Genomic DNA, 15,009 nt, shown 5'->3' on the forward strand with positions numbered 1-15,009 from the left:
CGAGGGCCAGGCTGACGTGTTCGGGCCGCTTCCGTTCGGGTTCGACCCGCGCGGGAACCTGGTCGAGATCACGCTCATGTACTCCAACCTGCTGGTCGGTGGCATCCCCGGGTCCGGGAAGGGGGCGTCCGCCGCGAACAGCGCCCGCAGCCGGTCCCGCACGGCCCGCGCGGGCTCGCCGTCCGCCAGATGGACCAGCGCGTGCCCGGCCGCCAGCCCGGCGCGCAGGTAGGCGGACAGGACGGCGTGCCGTTCCGCGCCACTGCCGTAGGCGAGGAAGAGGTGGTCGCCGGACCGCATCGCGCCGACCGCCGCGCCGTGCCCGCGGGCCTTGCCCTGCCCCGCCATGCCCTCGCCGCCCGTCATGCCGCGTCCGCCGCCCTGTCGTGCCCGCCTGCCCCGCGGTGCCCGCCCGCCATGCGCGACGATCCCTCCGCTCAGCCGGTCCGTTCCTCGATCGACACTCCCGACCGCGCGAGCAGCCCCGACTCGCGCAACCGCCCGGCCAGGGCGGGGTCGGCGCCGCGCAGCAGCAGGCCGCGGCCGGTGCCGGAGCCCGGCCGGTCCGCGTCGGCCAGCAGCCGCAGCCCGGCCTCGTCGCAGCCGGTCAGGCCGCGCAGGTCCAGGCAGAGCAGCCCCGCCGTGGACGCGACCGACGCCAGCACCTTCTCCGCCGCCGGGACGCTCGCGGCGTCCAGCGCCCCGGTCAGCGCCGCGCCGGGCGGCGTGAACGTCGGCGAGATGCGCAGCGCGCCGTCGTCGTAGTGGTCGTTCGCCCGCACCCGGCCCATGTGGCCGGCCTCCAGCTCCGCCAGCCGCACCTCGTCGAACCAGCGGCGGTCGAACTGGCAGATCGCCATCGCCTTCAGGTCGGTGGTCATGAACACCTGGTCGAGCATGCGCTCGAAGTCGCCGTGCCGCTCGGTCCCGGGCCAGCGGCGCAGCGAGAACCGCGCCTCGCCCGCGATCCGGACCCCCGCGTAGCCCTGCACGAGCGCCAGGTCGATCTCGGTGGCCATCAGCTCCAGGCTCTCGTCCGGGTCGAACCGGCCGCTGGCCAGGAACGTCTCCTCGGCGGTGCGGACGGCGAAGTGCCCGGCGTCCGCCGCGGCGGCGAAGTCGAAGCCGGTGTCGTCCTGGACCGGGCGGACCGTGTCGGGCCCGCCGTCCCGGCCGCCGAGCCAGGCGGCGACGTCCCGCGCGGGGACGGCGTCGGAGATGTAGATCACCTTCTGGCCCGCGCGCACCCCGTCGCGGACGTAGGCGGCCATGACGGACCGCCGTTCGGCGTCGCTGTCGAAGAAGAGGCACAGGTGGTCGCCCAGCTCCATCGAGCCGACGGGCTTGCTGTGAGCGTCCGTTGCCGGCATCGCGGCCTCCGGTTGGCGTAAGGCCCGCCTTCGCGGCGGGACTGGCGGCGTCCCCTCACGCTCCAGTGGACACCACTCAGGGCGTCCGCGTCCCGACAATCGGTGATGTCGGTGATGGCCGGGTATGGACGGAAACGTCCCACCGCGTCGCGCGGGCGGCCGCGCCCCGCCCGCGGGTCACCAGAGGGCGCGGACGAGCCCTTCCTGCAGCATCGTCAGCCAGTCGTAGGCGGCGAACATCGGCGCACGCGGATCGCGCGGGTCGAGTTGCTCGGCCTCCTCGTACCACTCCTCGCTGATGTCCAGCCGGGTGCCGAGCGCCAGCCGCACGTCGTTCAGCGCGCGCAGCCAGATCTGCGCCCGCTCCTGGTCGAGGACGATGTCGGAACCCGGGTCCTTCAGCGCGTCCAGCACCGTCCGGGCCGCCTCGCGCTTGCCGTCCCGCAGCCCCATCTCGGTGTAGCGGCGGAACTCCCCCGCCGCCTCGCCGTCCTCGCGGTAGGCGTCGGGGAACAGCCGCGCCAGCACCGGGTCGTCCGGCTTGACGGCGTTCTCGGCGATGCCCATGGAGGCCAGTTCGCCGCCCTCGCCCGGGGCGTCCCCGAGCAGCGAGACCAGCTGCTCCATCAGGGCCCGCACCAGCGCCGCCTCCTCCGGCTCCAGCCGTACGACGACGCCCTTGCGGGTCTTCTTCACGTTGCTCATCGGATCGCTCCGCCCAGAAAGGCTTCGGTGCGGGTCGCCACTGCTCCCGGAGGGGGACGGCCTCGGACGGCGAGGGTGACGGCCCCCGCGCCCACCGGCCGGCCTCGCCGGTGATCAGTCGTCCCGCTTGACGGTGGCCCACAGCCCGTAGGAGTGCAGGATCTCCACGTCCCGCTCCATCTCCTCGCGGGTGCCCTTGGCCACGACGGCGCGCCCCTTGTGGTGGACGTCCAGCATCAGCTTCTCGGCCTTGCTCTTGGGGTAGCCGAAAACGGTCTGGAACACGTACGTGACGTACGACATCAGGTTGATCGGGTCGTTCCAGACGATCGCCAGCCAAGGCCGGTCGGCGCGCACGTCCTCCTCGGCGTCGGGCCGCTCCAGCTCGACGGGTGCGGGCGCCGTGTTCATGAGCCCGCCCCGCTCGCCCTGCTCGTGACGCTCATCGGCCGCGTCTCCCCCTCTCCCCGCGTTGTCGGTCCGCCCACGGCACCCGATGCTATGCGCCTCCGCGCCGTCCGGTGCGATCTTCACCGTCCCGATCCGATCGCCACCGGGGCGCCGGGCGGTGCCCGCGGGGCCGCGGTGTGATCTCCGCCGGGCGCGGTGGCCCGCCCCTCCATGGTGCCCGCACCTGCCCTTAGGGTTCCACCTGTGGACGTTGACGACGGAACCGCCCTCCTCACCGACCAGTACGAGCTGACGATGCTGCAGGCCGCGCTGCGCAGCGGCACGGCCGGCCGGCGCGCGGTCTTCGAGGTGTTCGCGCGCAGCCTGCCCGCGGGCCGCCGGTACGGCGTGGTCGCGGGGATCGGGCGGCTGCTGGACGCGATCGAGGCGTTCCGGTTCGACGGCGCGGAACTGGAGTTCCTCACCGTCAAGGGGATCGTGGACGAGCCCACGGCGCAGTGGCTGGAGAAGTACCGCTTCTCCGGGAACGTCTGGGGTTACGCCGAAGGCGACTGCTACTTCCCGGAATCGCCGATCCTGGTGGTCGAGGGGACGTTCGCCGAGGCCGTCCTGCTGGAGACCGTCGTCCTGTCGATCCTCAACCACGACTGCGCGATCGCCTCGGCCGCGTCCCGGATGGTGCAGGCCGCGCAGGACCGGCCGATCATCGAGATGGGGTCGCGCCGCACCCACGAGCGCGCGGCCGTCGCCGCCGCCCGCGCCGCCTACATCGCCGGGTTCACCACCACGTCGAACCTGGAGGCGGGCCGCCTCTATGGCGTCCCCACCGCCGGGACGAGCGCGCACTCGTTCACCCTGCTGCACGACAGCGAGCGGCACGCGTTCGAGGCGCAGCTCGCGTCGCTGGGCGACGGGACGACGCTGCTCGTCGACACCTACGACGTCGAACGGGCCGTCCGGACGGCCGTGGAGCTCGCCGGGCCGTCCCTCGGCGCCGTCCGCATCGACAGCGGCGACCTCGGCGTGGTGGCCCGCCGCGTCCGCGAGCAGCTCGACTCGCTGGGCGCGCACGGCACGCGCATCGTGGTCACCGGCGACCTCGACGAGTACGGCATCGCCGCGCTCGCCGCCGCGCCCGTCGACGGGTACGGCGTGGGGACGTCCTTGGTGACGGGGTCCGGCGCCCCGACCGCCTCGCTCGTCTACAAGCTCGTCGCCCGCGCCGACTCCGGCGCCGAGGACGCGGCGATGCGGCCGGTCGCGAAGCGCTCCACCGGCAAGCCCAGCCGCGGCGGCCGCAAGAGCGCCGTGCGGTGCATCGACGCGCACGGCACCGCGTTCGCCGAGACGGTGTCGGTCGGCGAGCCGACGCCGGGGCCGCGCGACCGCGTCCTGCACGTCCCGCTCGTCCGCGACGGCGAGATCGTCGGGCGGGAGACGCTGCGGGACGCCCGGGAACGGCACGTCCGGTCCGTCGCGGAGCTCCCCGCGACCGCGCTCCAGCTGTCCAAGGGCGAGCCCGCCGTGCCCACCGAGTTCGTCGACGGCGGCCCGCGCGGCTGACCGGGCCGGAAGGGCACGGCCTCCGCTGGGGTAGCGTCGACGGCGGGGAGACACAGGCAGAGGAGCGGTCATGGGCAAGAAGGCTCTGATCATCGTGGACGTGCAGAACGACTTCTGCGAGGGCGGGTCGCTCGCCGTCGCGGGCGGCGCGGGCGTGGCCACGGCCATCTCGGGCCACGTGGCGGCGCGGGGCGGCGACTACGCGCACATCGTCGCGACCCGCGACTTCCACCTCGACCCCGGCGGCCACTTCTCCGACCGTCCCGACTTCGTCGACAGCTGGCCCCCGCACTGCGTGATCGGCACCCCCGGCGCCGACTTCCACCCCAACCTGGCGCTCGCGCCCATCGAGACGGTGTTCAGCAAGGGCCGCGAGACCGCCGCCTACAGCGGCTTCGAGGGCGTCTCCGACGACGACGTCCCGCTCGGCGACTGGCTCGCCTCCCGCAGCGTCGACGCCGTCGACGTCGTCGGCATCGCCACCGACCACTGCGTCCGCGCCACCGCCGTCGACGCGGCCCGGGCCGGCCTGCGCACCACGGTCCTGCTCGACCTGACGGCAGGCGTCGGGAAGGCCACCGTCGGCCGCGCCGTGGACGAGCTCGGGCGCGAGGGCGTCGCCCTCTCCGGCGACCCGGTCGTGAGCGGCGACTGAAGGTGAGCACCCTCCCCGAAATAAGCACTCCCCCCGAGACGAGCACTCCCTCCGGCGTCGAAGTGATCCTGGTCGCCGGCGTGTCCGGCAGCGGCAAGACCACCGTCGGCGGCCTGCTCGCCGAGCGGCTCGGCTGGGACTACGCCGAGGCCGACGCGTTCCACTCCCCCGCGAACATCGCCAAGATGCGGGCCGGGCATCCGCTGACCGACGCCGACCGCGCCCCCTGGCTGCGCGCGATCGCCGCGTGGATCGACGACCGGCTCGAGACCGGGCGGCCCGGCGTCGTCAGCTGCTCGGCGCTGAAGCGCGCCTACCGCGACCGGCTCACGGGCGGGCGCCCCGCCGTCCGCACCGTGATGCTCGACGGCGACCGCGACGTCATCGCCGAGCGGATGCGCGCGAGGCACGGCCACTTCTTCGGCGCCGGCCTGCTGGACAGCCAGTTCGCCGACCTGGAGCGGCCCGCCCCGGACGAGCACGTCCTGACCGTCCCCATCACCGACTCCCCCGAGGAGACGGTCGACCGCATCGTCAAGGCCCTGGACCTGGCACCGCTGCACTGACCCCGCGACGCCCCCGCCGTCAGGCGCGGGCGTCGCCCCCGGCGGCCGGCGGCCCCGGCGGCCGGCGGCCCCGGCGGCCGGCCTCAGGCGCGCTTGGCGGCCCACTCGCGGATCTTGCTGATCCGCTTGCGGATCTCCTCCGCGCTGGCCTGCGGGACGGCCGGCCCGCCGCACGCCGTGCGGAGCTGGCTGTGGATCACGCCCTGCGGCTGACCGGTGCGGTGGTTCCACGCGTTGACCAGGCCGTTCAGCTCCTTGCGCAGGGCGTGCAGGTCCTCGGCGGCGGTGCGGTCGGCGCGCGGGTCGCCGGTCTTGCGGCGGCGCTCGTTGGCGATCTGGTCGGCCTGCCGCTTGCGCAGCAGCTGCGTCACCTGCTCGGGCTCCAGCAGGCCGGGGATGCCGAGGAACTCCTCCTCCTCGGCGGACCCCGGCTGGGCCTGCATGCCGAACTCGCCGCCGTCGTACAGGACGCGGTCGAACGTCGCGGACGCCTCGACCGTCTCGAACGGCAGCTCCTCGCCGACGTCCGGGGTGTCCTGCTTGCGGTTGGCCTCGGCGAGCAGGTCGTCGTCGAGGCCGTCCTCGCGGACGGGCCGCTCGAGGACGTGGTCGCGCTCCTCCTCCAGCTCGGCGGCGTGCCCCATCAGCGTCGGCACCGACGGCAGGAACACCGACGCCGTCTCGCCGCGCTTGCGGGCGCGGACGAAACGGCCGATCGCCTGCGCGAAGAACAGCGGCGTGCTGGTGGACGTGGCGTAGACGCCGACCGCGAGGCGCGGGATGTCGACGCCCTCCGACACCATCCGGACCGCGACCATCCACCGGTCGTCGGTCTCGCTGAACGCCTTGATCTTCTTGGACGCGGTCGGGTCGTCCGACAGCACGATCGTCGCGCCCTGCCCGGTGACCGCGCGGAGCATCTTGGCGTAGGCGCGGGCGGCCTCGTGGTCGGTGGCGATGACCAGCCCGCCCGCGTCCGGGATGGCGCGGCGCAGCTCGGTGAGGCGGCGGTCGGCGGCGGCGATGACCTGCCTGATCCAGTCGCCCTTGGGGTCGAGCGCGGCCCGCCACGCCTGCGCGGTCTGGTCCTGGGTGAGCGGCTCGCCGAGCGTCGCGGTGATCTCGTCGCCGGCGCGGGTGCGCCAGCGCATCTCGCCCGCGTACGCCAGGAAGATCACCGGCCGGACGACCCCGTCCGCGAGCGCCGGGCCGTAGCCGTAGGTGTAGTCGGCCTGGCTGCGCTTGATCCCGTCCGGGCCCTCCTCGTAGCGGACGAACGGGATCGGGTTGATGTCGGTGCGGAACGGGGTGCCCGACAGCGCGAGCCGCCGCGTCGCCGGCTCGAACGCCTCCCGGACGGCGTCGCCCCAGGACAGGCCGTCGCCCGCGTGGTGCACCTCGTCGAAGATCACCAGGGACTTGCGCGACTCGGTGCGGTTGCGGTGCAGCGCCGGGCGCGCCGCGACGGTCGCGTAGGTGACGGCGACGCCGTGGAAGTCCTTGCCGACCGGGCCGTCGCCGTTCTGGTACTCCGGGTTGATCTTGATGCCGACGCGGGCGGCGGACTCCGCCCACTGCCGCTTCAGGTGCTCGGTCGGGCAGACGATCGTGATCGCGGCGACGATCCTTCGCTCGATCAGCTCCCGGGCCAGCCGCAGCGCGAACGTCGTCTTACCGGCACCGGGCGTCGCGACGGTGAGGAAGTCGCGCGGGCCCGGCTGCTGCCCGTCCGTGCCGAAGTAAGCCTCCAGCGCCTGCTGCTGCCAGGCGCGCAGGGATTGCGCGGTCCCCCAGGCGGCCCGCTCGGGGAACGCGGGGGGCATGCTCGATGCGGCGAAGGTGCTCACGGTCATAGCAGGCTACCGAGCCCCACCGACAGATCGCGCCGCCCCGGCCCCTCCTGTGCCGCGATCCACACTCGCGCGCTCTCGCGCGCCGCCCTGGCCGCGCCCGTTCCCCGCCGCCCGATAGGCGGCCCACGCGGCGCGGATGCGGCGGCCCTGACCTGGGGTGAACTGCCGCATGCAGGAGTCGAACCCGTAGTTCATGAAGTTGTGCACCGGGTCTTCGCCGCGCTGCGGGCAGCTGTCCTTGTAGTCAGGGCACCCTTGCGCGGGGGAAGCCTCGTACGGGGTGTCGGACACCCCGTCGCCGGGCGGCGTGCACCCGCCCTGGAACGTGTGCAGCAGCCCCAGCCAGTGCCCGATCTCGTGGACGGCCGTGTAGCCGCGGTTGAAGCGCCGGTAGGAGCCGTGCGGGAGGCTGCGGTAGTCGATGACGACACCGTCCATGCGCGGGCTCTTCCGGTACCACTGCGGGAAGGTCGAGAACCCGAGGACGTCGCTGCCCACGGCCGCCGTGTAGAGGTTGAGCGTGCCGCGCCCGCCCTTGCGCAGCTTGCGCTTGATGGCGCTCTGGTACTTCCGCGGGTGGGAGAACCAGGCGGCCTTGTTCGTCACGTCGTAGCCGGCGAGGTGGAACCGCACGCCGGTGTCGGCGCCGCCCGTCCGCCCGCTGTACGCCGCGTTCAGGGTGGCGATCTGGCTCCGGACGGCCGCCCCGGACAGCCGCCCCGTCCGCCCGGCGGCGAGGACATGGAAGCGCACCGGGATCACCAGCGCCCGCCGCCTCGCCTCATCGGACCGCCCCGCGTCGGACCGCCCCGCGTCGGACCGTCTCGCATCGGACGGCGCCGCGTCTGACCGCCCGTCTGACCGCAGCGCGTCGAGACGCGCCTCGTCCGCTGTGCCGTAGCGCTCGCGGAGCGTCCTGCGCAGGTCCCCGAGCATCGCGACGACCTGGCCGCGGCTCAACTCCCCGCCCGCGTCGCGCGGGTGGGCCGCCCGGGCCGCGGCCCCCCGCCCGCACCCGTCCTCCCCCGCCTCGCCCGTCTTCCCCGCCGCGCTGATCTTCCCCGCCGCGCCGGCCGGCCCCATGACGCCGGCCGTCCGCACGGTCCTGGCCCGCGCGCGCGGGCCGTCACTCATCGAACTCGACACCGCACACGCTGTGACCGTCAGTGCGCACAGCGAAACCCCGGCGAACCGCCGCATCTGTCCCCCGTATGTCCCCGTTTGGAAAGCTGATCTGGAAAAGCAGGTGTGGAAACGCGAAAGCCCCGCGGTGGCGCGTCCGCCCTTCCGGCGAACCTGACCGCGGGACCGTCACGGGGGCGCGCGGGCCGTACGGCCCGGCGCCCTCATCCGGCTCTCAGCCGGCCGTCACTCGTCGCCCTTGTCCCCGCCCGGCTGCATGGACTCGTAGATCTCCTTGCACTCCGGGCAGACCGGGTACTTCTTCGGGTCCCGGTTCGGCACCCAGACCTTGCCGCACAGCGCGATCACCGGCGTGCCGGTCACCGCGCTCTCGGTGATCTTGGCCTTCTTCACGTAGTGGGCGAACCGCTCGTGGTCGCCGTCACCATGCGAGAGGTCCGGCCGGACGTCCTGCTGGGTGTCGCTGTCGGGAAGGATCCTCGTACTCACGTCATCACCTTAGTTCAGCGTCGGGTCCTCGGGGAAAGTGGAGACGAACGCCAGGTCACCGCCCTGCCGGCGGAGCACCTCCTGCCACAGCCGGTCCGGGTCCCCGGCGAACACGTCGCCCGCCTCGGCCGGCACCAGGTACCAGGCGCCGTCCTCGATCTCGCCGCGCAGCTGCCCGGCCGACCAGCCGGCGTACCCGGCGAACACCCGCAGCTGCAGCAGCTCCGCCGCCAGCAGCCCGGGCGGCGCCTCCAGGTCGACCAGGCCGACCCGGGCGACCTCCGAGCCGCCCTCCAGCGCCCGCCAGCCGAGCGGCTCGTCCTCGCCCGGCAGGCGGGCCAGGGCGAGCGCGTTGTCCAGCGCGACCGGGCCGCCCTGGAACACCACCGACGGGCCCGTCACCAGCTCGGCCCACGGCGGCAGCACCCGGTCGACCGGGATCTCGGTCGGCCGGTTCAGGACAACCCCCAGCGTGCCCCCGTCCATGTCGTGCTCGACCACCAGGACGACGCTGCGCCTGAAGTTGGGATCCTCCAGTTGGGGTGTCGCGACCAGCAGAAGCCCCACCCTGATGCCGTCTTCCATGGGTTCCATCATGCGTTGCGCGGACCTCCCACGGCACGTCCCCCCGCTCGTTAGCCTGTTAGGCATTCCTAGCGATGGGGATATCGGCACCACAACCGCCTAGGTTAAGAATGATCCAGGATCACCCGGCCGCCCGCTCAGCCCGGACCCCCCGAGACCCCCGGGGCGACCGCCCGAAGGGCGGATGAGGAGGACAGCGATGCAGTTGCCCAGGGTCATCATCGCCGCAGTGTTTCTCGTCATCGGGGGGCTGATCGCCGTCCCGGCCCTGATGAAGTCGTCGGGCTCCGGCGCGCGGGCGTCCTCCACCACCTCCACGTCGGCGAGTCCGAGCCCCAGCGGCTCGGGGACGTCCCCCTCGCCGACGAAGACGACCCACAAGCCGTCCAAGACGCCGACGAAGACGCCGACGAGCACGGCCGCGCCGCAGCCCGTCAGCGCCACCATCGGGTCGGTGTCCTGCCCGTCGCGGTCCGTCCGCGTGACCGTCCGCAACACCGGGACGCAGCGCGAGGACTTCACCGTCCTCAAGAACGACGACAGCGCGACCGTCCCCGCCACCGTCTCCCCCCACGACAGCAAGACCGTGACGGTCGAGCTGAAGGAGGACCGGCGGACGCTCGTCCAGGTCGACTGGGCCAACAAGCAGATCGAGACCCGCTCGCTCACGGCGAACTGCAAGCACGCGGGCGCCGCGCCGCACAAGACCGCGCCGACCAAGCTGCCGCACACCGGCCCGGACACCGTCCTGTGGGCCCGGGCCGCGACCGGCGTCGGCGTGATGCTCACCGGCGTGGTCATCTTCTGGTACGGCGGGATCTGGCCCCGCCGCCGCGACCAGGTCTTCGCGAAGAAGACCGACTGAACCGATCGGGCCGGTCGAACCGGCCGGTCCGCCGGGCCCGGCCGGACCCGGTCGCGGAGGCGGCGGCTACGCCTCGGTGCGGGGGCGACCGCCGGCGGCCTCCCGGACGGCGCCCGCGACGCGGGACGCCACCTCCGGGTGGAACACGCTCGGCACGATGTAGTTCGGGCCCAGCTCGCCCGGCGTGACGACCTCGGCCAGCGCCTGCGCCGCCGCCGCCAGCATCGCCTGGGTGACCCCGTCGGCCTGCGCGTCCAGCAGCCCGCGGAAGACGCCCGGGAACGCCAGCACGTTGTTGATCTGGTTCGGGTAGTCGCTGCGGCCCGTCGCGACGACGGCGGCGTGCTCGCGCGCCTCGTCCGGCGACACCTCCGGCTCCGGGTTCGCCAGCGCGAACACGATCGCGCCCTCGTTCATCGTCGCGATGTCGTCGCCGTTGAGGATGCCGGGCGCGGACACCCCGATGAACACGTCCGCGTCCTTCACCGCGCCGCGCAGGTCGCCGGAGTAGCCGTCGGTGTTGGTGTGCTCGGCGATCCAGCGCAGCGAGTCGTCCAGGTCCTCGCGGCCCTTGTGCACCGCGCCCCGGTAGTCGCACACGATCAGGTCGCGCGCGCCGGCGTGCATGAGCAGCTTCAGGATGGCGGTGCCGGCCGCGCCCGCGCCCGCCATCGTGATCCGGACCGAGCCGATGTCCTTGCCGACGACCCGCAGCGCGTTGGTCAGCGCGGCCAGCACGCAGATCGCGGTGCCGTGCTGGTCGTCGTGGAAGACCGGGATGTCCAGCAGCTCGCGGAGCCGCCGCTCGACCTCGAAGCAGCGCGGCGCGGAGATGTCCTCCAGGTTGATGCCGCCAAACGCGGGCGCGAGGATCTGCACCGTCCGGACGATCTCGTCGGTGTCCTGGGTGTCCAGGCAGATCGGCCACGCGTCGATCCCGGCGAACCGCTTGAACAGCGCCGCCTTGCCCTCCATGACCGGCAGCGCCGCCTCCGGGCCGATGTTGCCGAGGCCCAGCACCGCCGACCCGTCGGTGACGACCGCGACGCTGTTGCGTTTGATCGTCAGCCGGCGGACGTCCTCGGGGTTGCGGGCGATGGCGAGCGACACCCGGGCGACGCCCGGCGTGTAGGCCATCGACAGCTCGTCGCGGTTGCGCAGCGGCACCTTCGACTGCATCTCGATCTTGCCGCCGAGGTGCATCAGGAAGGTCCGGTCGCTGACCTTGTGGATCTTGATGGAGTCGATCTTCTCCAGCGCGCCGGCGATCGCCTCGGCGTGCTGGGTGTCGCGGGTGGCGATCGTCACGTCGATGCGCAGCGTCTCGTGCCCCGCCGTGTTGACGTCGAGGGCCGTGACGATGCCGCCGGCGTTCTCGACCACGTGCGTGATCTGGCTGACCGCCTTGCCGCCGGCCGGGACCTCCAGCCGGACGGTGATGGAGTACGAAACGCTGGGCACGCTCGCCACGACAACCTGCTCCCTCTTGCTACCGGGTACGTCCTCGTCCCGGCCGCCACGTCCCATGGGGGCACGGGACGCCCGGGGGCCGTCGCCCTCTCCGCCTGCGGCTCACAGCGCCCGCGCCGCGGCCGCGATCAGGTCGACGGCGGCGGATACGGGCAGCCTCGTGGTGTCGATCACGAGATGGTAGAGCCGCGGATCGGCGGGGTCGGCCCCGTAAAAGTGCTTCACGTAGGCCGTGCGGGCGCGGTCGTTGTCATCGAGCATACGCTCAACATCGCGGTCTGGCGTCCCGGTCGCCCCAGCCGGACCCCGCGTCCCGCCCCCGGCCCGGCCCCGGCGGCCGCCCGGGACCGCCGCCGCCCGGCCCTCGGCGGACTTCGCCAGCTCGTGCGCGGCGACCGCCAGCCGCCGCTCGCGCGGGCCGTCCAGCCGGACGTGCAGCACCCCCGGGAGGCCGGCCAGCACGAGGGCGGCGGCGCGGCCGAGCAGCACCCCGCCGCCGAGCTCCACCGTCCGGTGGATGACGCGCTCGGTGTGCTCGACGAACTCCTCGGGACGGATGATCGCCTGCTCGGGGAGGTAGACGTCCATGGCGCCGAGCGCGACGTTCGGCAGCCGCGCCGCGCCCGCGAGGATGCGGCCGATGCCGCTCTCGGCGCGGCCGTCGTGCGCGAGCGCCTCCTCCAGCGTGCAGCCGATCTCGCCGGCGACCCGGACGGGGATGGCCCGGTCGAGGAACGGCAACTGAAGGCGCTCGGCGACCGCGGGGCCGACCACGTCGCCCCGCGCGCCGAACGCGGCGGAGATGGTCACGACACGAGCGCTCACACCCGCTACATGCCCGATTCCGCGCGCCCCAAGGGCCCGGACCCGTCGCGATCGCAGGCGGGCAGGGCGATCCGGCGCTCAGCCGTCAGGCGAGCGCCGGGCCGCCGAGCGAGGTCCTTGGGCCGCGGTCGTCGGAACGCCGGGATCGTCGGAACGCCGGGATCGTCAGAAGAGCGCCGACTGGAGGGAGCGGCGGGCCTTGGCGACGCGCGGGTCGTCCGGCGGCAGCAGCTCGAACAGCGACAGCAGGTGCGTGCGGGCCGCGTCGCGGTCGTCGCCCGCGCTGCCGCGCACCGCGGTGAGCAGCCGCCCGAACGCGTCCTCGATCCGGCCGGACACCATCTCGACGTCCGCGGCGCGGAGCTGCGCCTGCACGTCGCCGGGCTTGTCCGCCGCCTCCTGGACGGTGCGCTCGGGGTCCAGCCGCTCCACCCGCAGGCTCAGCTCGACCAGCGCGAGACCCTGCTTGGCCTGGCCGTCCCTCGGGTTCCCGGCGAGGATCCGCTCGAAGGCGGCCTTCGCGCCGTCGAGGTCGCCGCGCTGCAGCGCGTCCTCGGCCTCGGAGTACACCGACCCGGCCGGGGCCGCCTCCTCGCCCGCGGCCGCGGCCTCGCCCGGCGGGGGCTCCGGCAGGATGCCCTCCTGGCGCAGCGCCTCGAAGAGCTGGTCGATCGCCTGCCGGACCTGCGGCTCGGGGGCCGCGCCGTTCAGGAAGGGCAGCAGCTGCCCGGCCACGACCGCCGCGACGAACGGGATGCCGCGCACGCCCATCTGCTGCATGTACGCGCCGAGCTGCGGGTTCGCGTCGATGTCGACCTTGGCGAGGATCCACTTGCCGGCCGCCTCGGTGGCGAGCTTCTCCAGGATCGGGCTGAGCTGCTTGCACGGCCCGCACCAGTCGGCCCAGAAGTCGACGAGCACCGGGACGGTCTGCGACCGCTCCACGACCTCGGTGTTGAAGGTCTGGTCGGTGACGTCCACGACGTACGCTCCGGCGGCGGGGGCGCCGCCGGCCGGGCCGCCCGCGGGCGCCGCACCGGCCTGCGCCCGGCGCTCCTGCTGCTTCCTGGCGGCCGCCTGGCGAGCTCCCAGGTCGATGGCCCCGTGCAACGAAAAGTCCCGAGAAGGCATGGGTCCATCCTGCCCCATGACCGGCCCGGTCGGTGCGCCCGTCCGCTCGGAGCGGAGCGAGCCGCGCGCGGGCGCCGCCCGTGCCGACGCGGGACCGCCGACCACGGCGCCCCTTTCCATGGGATGACGACGCAATTGTCCGCCTTTTTTGAATTCTCACCTTCGGTCGGAAGGCAAAGAATCCAGGCGTCCTGCCGTAAAGGCAAAAAGATTGCTGACAGCCATCACCAAGCCCGGTTATAGTCGCGATGTCGATGCATCGTGCGACGGCAAAAGAGATCCGGTTCCCCGGACCCCGCCGATTCGGCCGGTCCGGGCGGACGGGCGCCGGGTGGCGCCGGGAGCGGCCACCGGCCCGGCTCGGACGACCGTCGCGCTCGCATGACGAGCAACGGGGGGAAACAAGTGATCGCGGAGCATTCCGCGATCGTGGCCCGAGGAATGGGTGTCCGCCGCGGGGGGCGGTGGCTCCTGCGCCCGGTGACCTTCGGCGTGACCGAAGGCGTGGTCGGCTTCGCCGGTCCACCTGGTGTCGGTAAATCCACTCTGCTGGCCACGTTCGCGACCTTGCGCCGGCCTAATTCCGGCGTGCTGCACATTCTCGGGCATGACATAGCGAACGCCGCGGACCTGCGGGCCGCGCGGGCCCGGATCGGCTACCTGCCGGCCCGGTTCTCCCGCGCGGAGAGCATGACGGCGGGCGAGTTCGTCGCTTATGCCGCGTACTACAAGCGCACGAGCACCTCAGTGGCACGGTCCATCATGAAGCGGCTGGACCTCACCGAGGCCGCCGGGACGGCGCTGTCGCTGCTGCCGCCGGACGTCCGGCTGCGCGCCGGGCTGGCCGCCGCGTGCGTGCACGGCCCCGACCTGCTGGTGCTGGACGACCCGTTCGGCGACCTGCGGGCCGCCGCCGAACCGTGGCCGACCGGCGCGGCGGGGCCGGGCGGGACCGCGTACTCGGCCGCGATGGCCGAGCTGGTCCCGGTGCTGCGGTCGCTGGCGCCGACCGTCCTGGTCAGCGCGGACGACACCGAGACGCTCACCGGCTGGTGCGACCGGCTGCTCACGCTGGCCCGCGGCCGGCTCAGCGAGCAGCCCACCCATTCCGCGGCGGCCCGCCGGGGCCGCACCGCCGCGGACCGGCGCGTCGCGGCGGACGGCCCGGACGCGGCCCTGCCCGTCACCGACGAGCCCGCCGCCGGCCCCGCCGACCACCCGGCCGGGGCCGGCCTCGGCACGGAGCCCGGCCACTCCGCCCCGCTGGACCTCGCCGTGCGCGAGCCGGACGCGGCGGGGCACGTCCCGAAGGAGCGCGCCCGGGACAGGCCGGGCCGGAAGCGGCGCGGCGCGGCGCGGAGGCGGCCGGCGCGGCTCA

16 protein-coding genes are annotated in these 15,009 nt (G+C 73.9%); 5 read left to right on the forward strand and 11 right to left on the reverse strand.

Annotated elements, in window-relative coordinates:
• The 4 genes from amrb99_RS47620 to clpS all read right to left on the reverse strand — a co-directional run.
• The coding region (locus tag amrb99_RS47620) for a hypothetical protein (RefSeq protein WP_190868715.1) at window positions 1–366 on the reverse strand (366 nt) is incomplete at its 3' end.
• 71 nt (window positions 367–437) lie between these two features.
• On the reverse strand, window positions 438–1,370 hold the full coding sequence (locus tag amrb99_RS47625; RefSeq protein WP_190868716.1) for an MEDS domain-containing protein: 933 nt from the start codon (window positions 1,368–1,370) through the stop codon (window positions 438–440).
• A gap of 177 nt (window positions 1,371–1,547) precedes the next feature.
• Window positions 1,548–2,075 carry a DUF2017 domain-containing protein gene (locus amrb99_RS47630; protein ID WP_190868717.1) on the reverse strand — a complete coding sequence of 176 codons (528 nt, stop codon included), beginning with the start codon at window positions 2,073–2,075 and terminating at the stop codon, window positions 1,548–1,550.
• A 114-nt stretch (window positions 2,076–2,189) separates the two neighbouring features.
• Window positions 2,190–2,486: an ATP-dependent Clp protease adapter ClpS gene (gene clpS / locus amrb99_RS47635; RefSeq protein ID WP_190868718.1), complete on the reverse strand. Its 297-nt coding sequence runs from the start codon at window positions 2,484–2,486 to the stop codon at window positions 2,190–2,192.
• A gap of 243 nt (window positions 2,487–2,729) precedes the next feature.
• Here clpS and amrb99_RS47640 point away from each other — a divergent pair, with 243 nt between their 5' ends.
• The 3 genes from amrb99_RS47640 to amrb99_RS47650 all read left to right on the forward strand — a co-directional run bounded on the left by amrb99_RS47640 (window position 2,730) and on the right by amrb99_RS47650 (window position 5,270).
• Complete coding sequence (locus amrb99_RS47640; protein ID WP_347257177.1) at window positions 2,730–4,049, forward strand: nicotinate phosphoribosyltransferase; 1,320 nt, start codon at window positions 2,730–2,732, stop codon at window positions 4,047–4,049.
• Window positions 4,050–4,119: 70 nt separating this feature from the next.
• Window positions 4,120–4,704, forward strand: a complete 585-nt coding sequence (locus amrb99_RS47645) for an isochorismatase family protein (RefSeq protein WP_190868720.1) — start codon at window positions 4,120–4,122, stop codon at window positions 4,702–4,704.
• A gap of 62 nt (window positions 4,705–4,766) precedes the next feature.
• The gene (locus amrb99_RS47650) at window positions 4,767–5,270 is read left to right on the forward strand and encodes a gluconokinase (RefSeq protein ID WP_347257178.1); all 504 of its coding nucleotides are present in this window, start codon (window positions 4,767–4,769) and stop codon (window positions 5,268–5,270) included.
• An 83-nt stretch (window positions 5,271–5,353) separates the two neighbouring features.
• Here amrb99_RS47650 and amrb99_RS47655 read toward each other — a convergent pair whose 3' ends face one another.
• The 4 genes from amrb99_RS47655 to amrb99_RS47670 form a co-directional block, all read right to left on the reverse strand.
• Complete coding sequence (locus amrb99_RS47655; protein ID WP_190868729.1) at window positions 5,354–7,093, reverse strand: DEAD/DEAH box helicase; 1,740 nt, start codon at window positions 7,091–7,093, stop codon at window positions 5,354–5,356.
• A gap of 36 nt (window positions 7,094–7,129) precedes the next feature.
• Window positions 7,130–8,257, reverse strand: a complete 1,128-nt coding sequence (locus amrb99_RS47660) for a zinc metalloprotease (protein ID WP_241756630.1) — start codon at window positions 8,255–8,257, stop codon at window positions 7,130–7,132.
• A 234-nt stretch (window positions 8,258–8,491) separates the two neighbouring features.
• The gene (locus amrb99_RS47665) at window positions 8,492–8,755 is read right to left on the reverse strand and encodes a DUF3039 domain-containing protein (protein WP_190868722.1); all 264 of its coding nucleotides are present in this window, start codon (window positions 8,753–8,755) and stop codon (window positions 8,492–8,494) included.
• A 9-nt stretch (window positions 8,756–8,764) separates the two neighbouring features.
• Window positions 8,765–9,340, reverse strand: a complete 576-nt coding sequence (locus amrb99_RS47670; protein ID WP_190868723.1) for a YqgE/AlgH family protein — start codon at window positions 9,338–9,340, stop codon at window positions 8,765–8,767.
• A 199-nt stretch (window positions 9,341–9,539) separates the two neighbouring features.
• On the opposite strand from amrb99_RS47670, the gene amrb99_RS47675 reads away from it, so the two are divergent.
• Window positions 9,540–10,205, forward strand: coding sequence for a hypothetical protein (locus amrb99_RS47675; RefSeq protein WP_190868724.1), 666 nt, complete (start codon window positions 9,540–9,542; stop codon window positions 10,203–10,205).
• Window positions 10,206–10,271: 66 nt separating this feature from the next.
• On the opposite strand, the gene amrb99_RS47680 is transcribed toward amrb99_RS47675, so the two are convergent.
• The 3 genes from amrb99_RS47680 to amrb99_RS47690 form a co-directional block, all read right to left on the reverse strand.
• On the reverse strand, window positions 10,272–11,675 hold the full coding sequence (locus amrb99_RS47680; RefSeq protein ID WP_190868725.1) for an NAD-dependent malic enzyme: 1,404 nt from the start codon (window positions 11,673–11,675) through the stop codon (window positions 10,272–10,274).
• A gap of 102 nt (window positions 11,676–11,777) precedes the next feature.
• Entirely contained in the window at window positions 11,778–12,500 is a 723-nt protein-coding gene (locus amrb99_RS47685) for a cytidylate kinase family protein (protein WP_190868726.1), read from the reverse strand.
• Window positions 12,501–12,665: 165 nt separating this feature from the next.
• Window positions 12,666–13,631, reverse strand: coding sequence for a tetratricopeptide repeat protein (locus tag amrb99_RS47690; protein WP_190868727.1), 966 nt, complete (start codon window positions 13,629–13,631; stop codon window positions 12,666–12,668).
• 441 nt (window positions 13,632–14,072) lie between these two features.
• Here amrb99_RS47690 and amrb99_RS47695 point away from each other — a divergent pair.
• The coding region (locus amrb99_RS47695) for an ATP-binding cassette domain-containing protein (RefSeq protein WP_241756632.1) at window positions 14,073–15,009 on the forward strand (937 nt) is incomplete at its 3' end.

This window comes from Actinomadura sp. RB99 (genome assembly GCF_014706005.1).
Taxonomy (GTDB): domain Bacteria; phylum Actinomycetota; class Actinomycetes; order Streptosporangiales; family Streptosporangiaceae; genus Spirillospora.

What these genes read in the sequence shown, in the direction of transcription:
- amrb99_RS47625 (WP_190868716.1), bottom strand. Translation starts at nt 1,370, where the DNA reads ATGCCGGCAACGGACGCTCACAGCAAGCCCGTCGGCTCGATGGAGCTG.
- amrb99_RS47630 (WP_190868717.1), bottom strand. Translation starts at nt 2,075, where the DNA reads ATGAGCAACGTGAAGAAGACCCGCAAGGGCGTCGTCGTACGGCTGGAG.
- clpS (WP_190868718.1), bottom strand. Translation starts at nt 2,486, where the DNA reads ATGAACACGGCGCCCGCACCCGTCGAGCTGGAGCGGCCCGACGCCGAG.
- amrb99_RS47645 (WP_190868720.1), top strand. Translation starts at nt 4,120, where the DNA reads ATGGGCAAGAAGGCTCTGATCATCGTGGACGTGCAGAACGACTTCTGC.
- amrb99_RS47655 (WP_190868729.1), bottom strand. Translation starts at nt 7,093, where the DNA reads ATGCCCCCCGCGTTCCCCGAGCGGGCCGCCTGGGGGACCGCGCAATCC.
- amrb99_RS47660 (WP_241756630.1), bottom strand. Translation starts at nt 8,257, where the DNA reads ATGAGTGACGGCCCGCGCGCGCGGGCCAGGACCGTGCGGACGGCCGGC.
- amrb99_RS47670 (WP_190868723.1), bottom strand. Translation starts at nt 9,340, where the DNA reads ATGGAAGACGGCATCAGGGTGGGGCTTCTGCTGGTCGCGACACCCCAA.
- amrb99_RS47675 (WP_190868724.1), top strand. Translation starts at nt 9,540, where the DNA reads ATGCAGTTGCCCAGGGTCATCATCGCCGCAGTGTTTCTCGTCATCGGG.
- amrb99_RS47690 (WP_190868727.1), bottom strand. Translation starts at nt 13,631, where the DNA reads ATGCCTTCTCGGGACTTTTCGTTGCACGGGGCCATCGACCTGGGAGCT.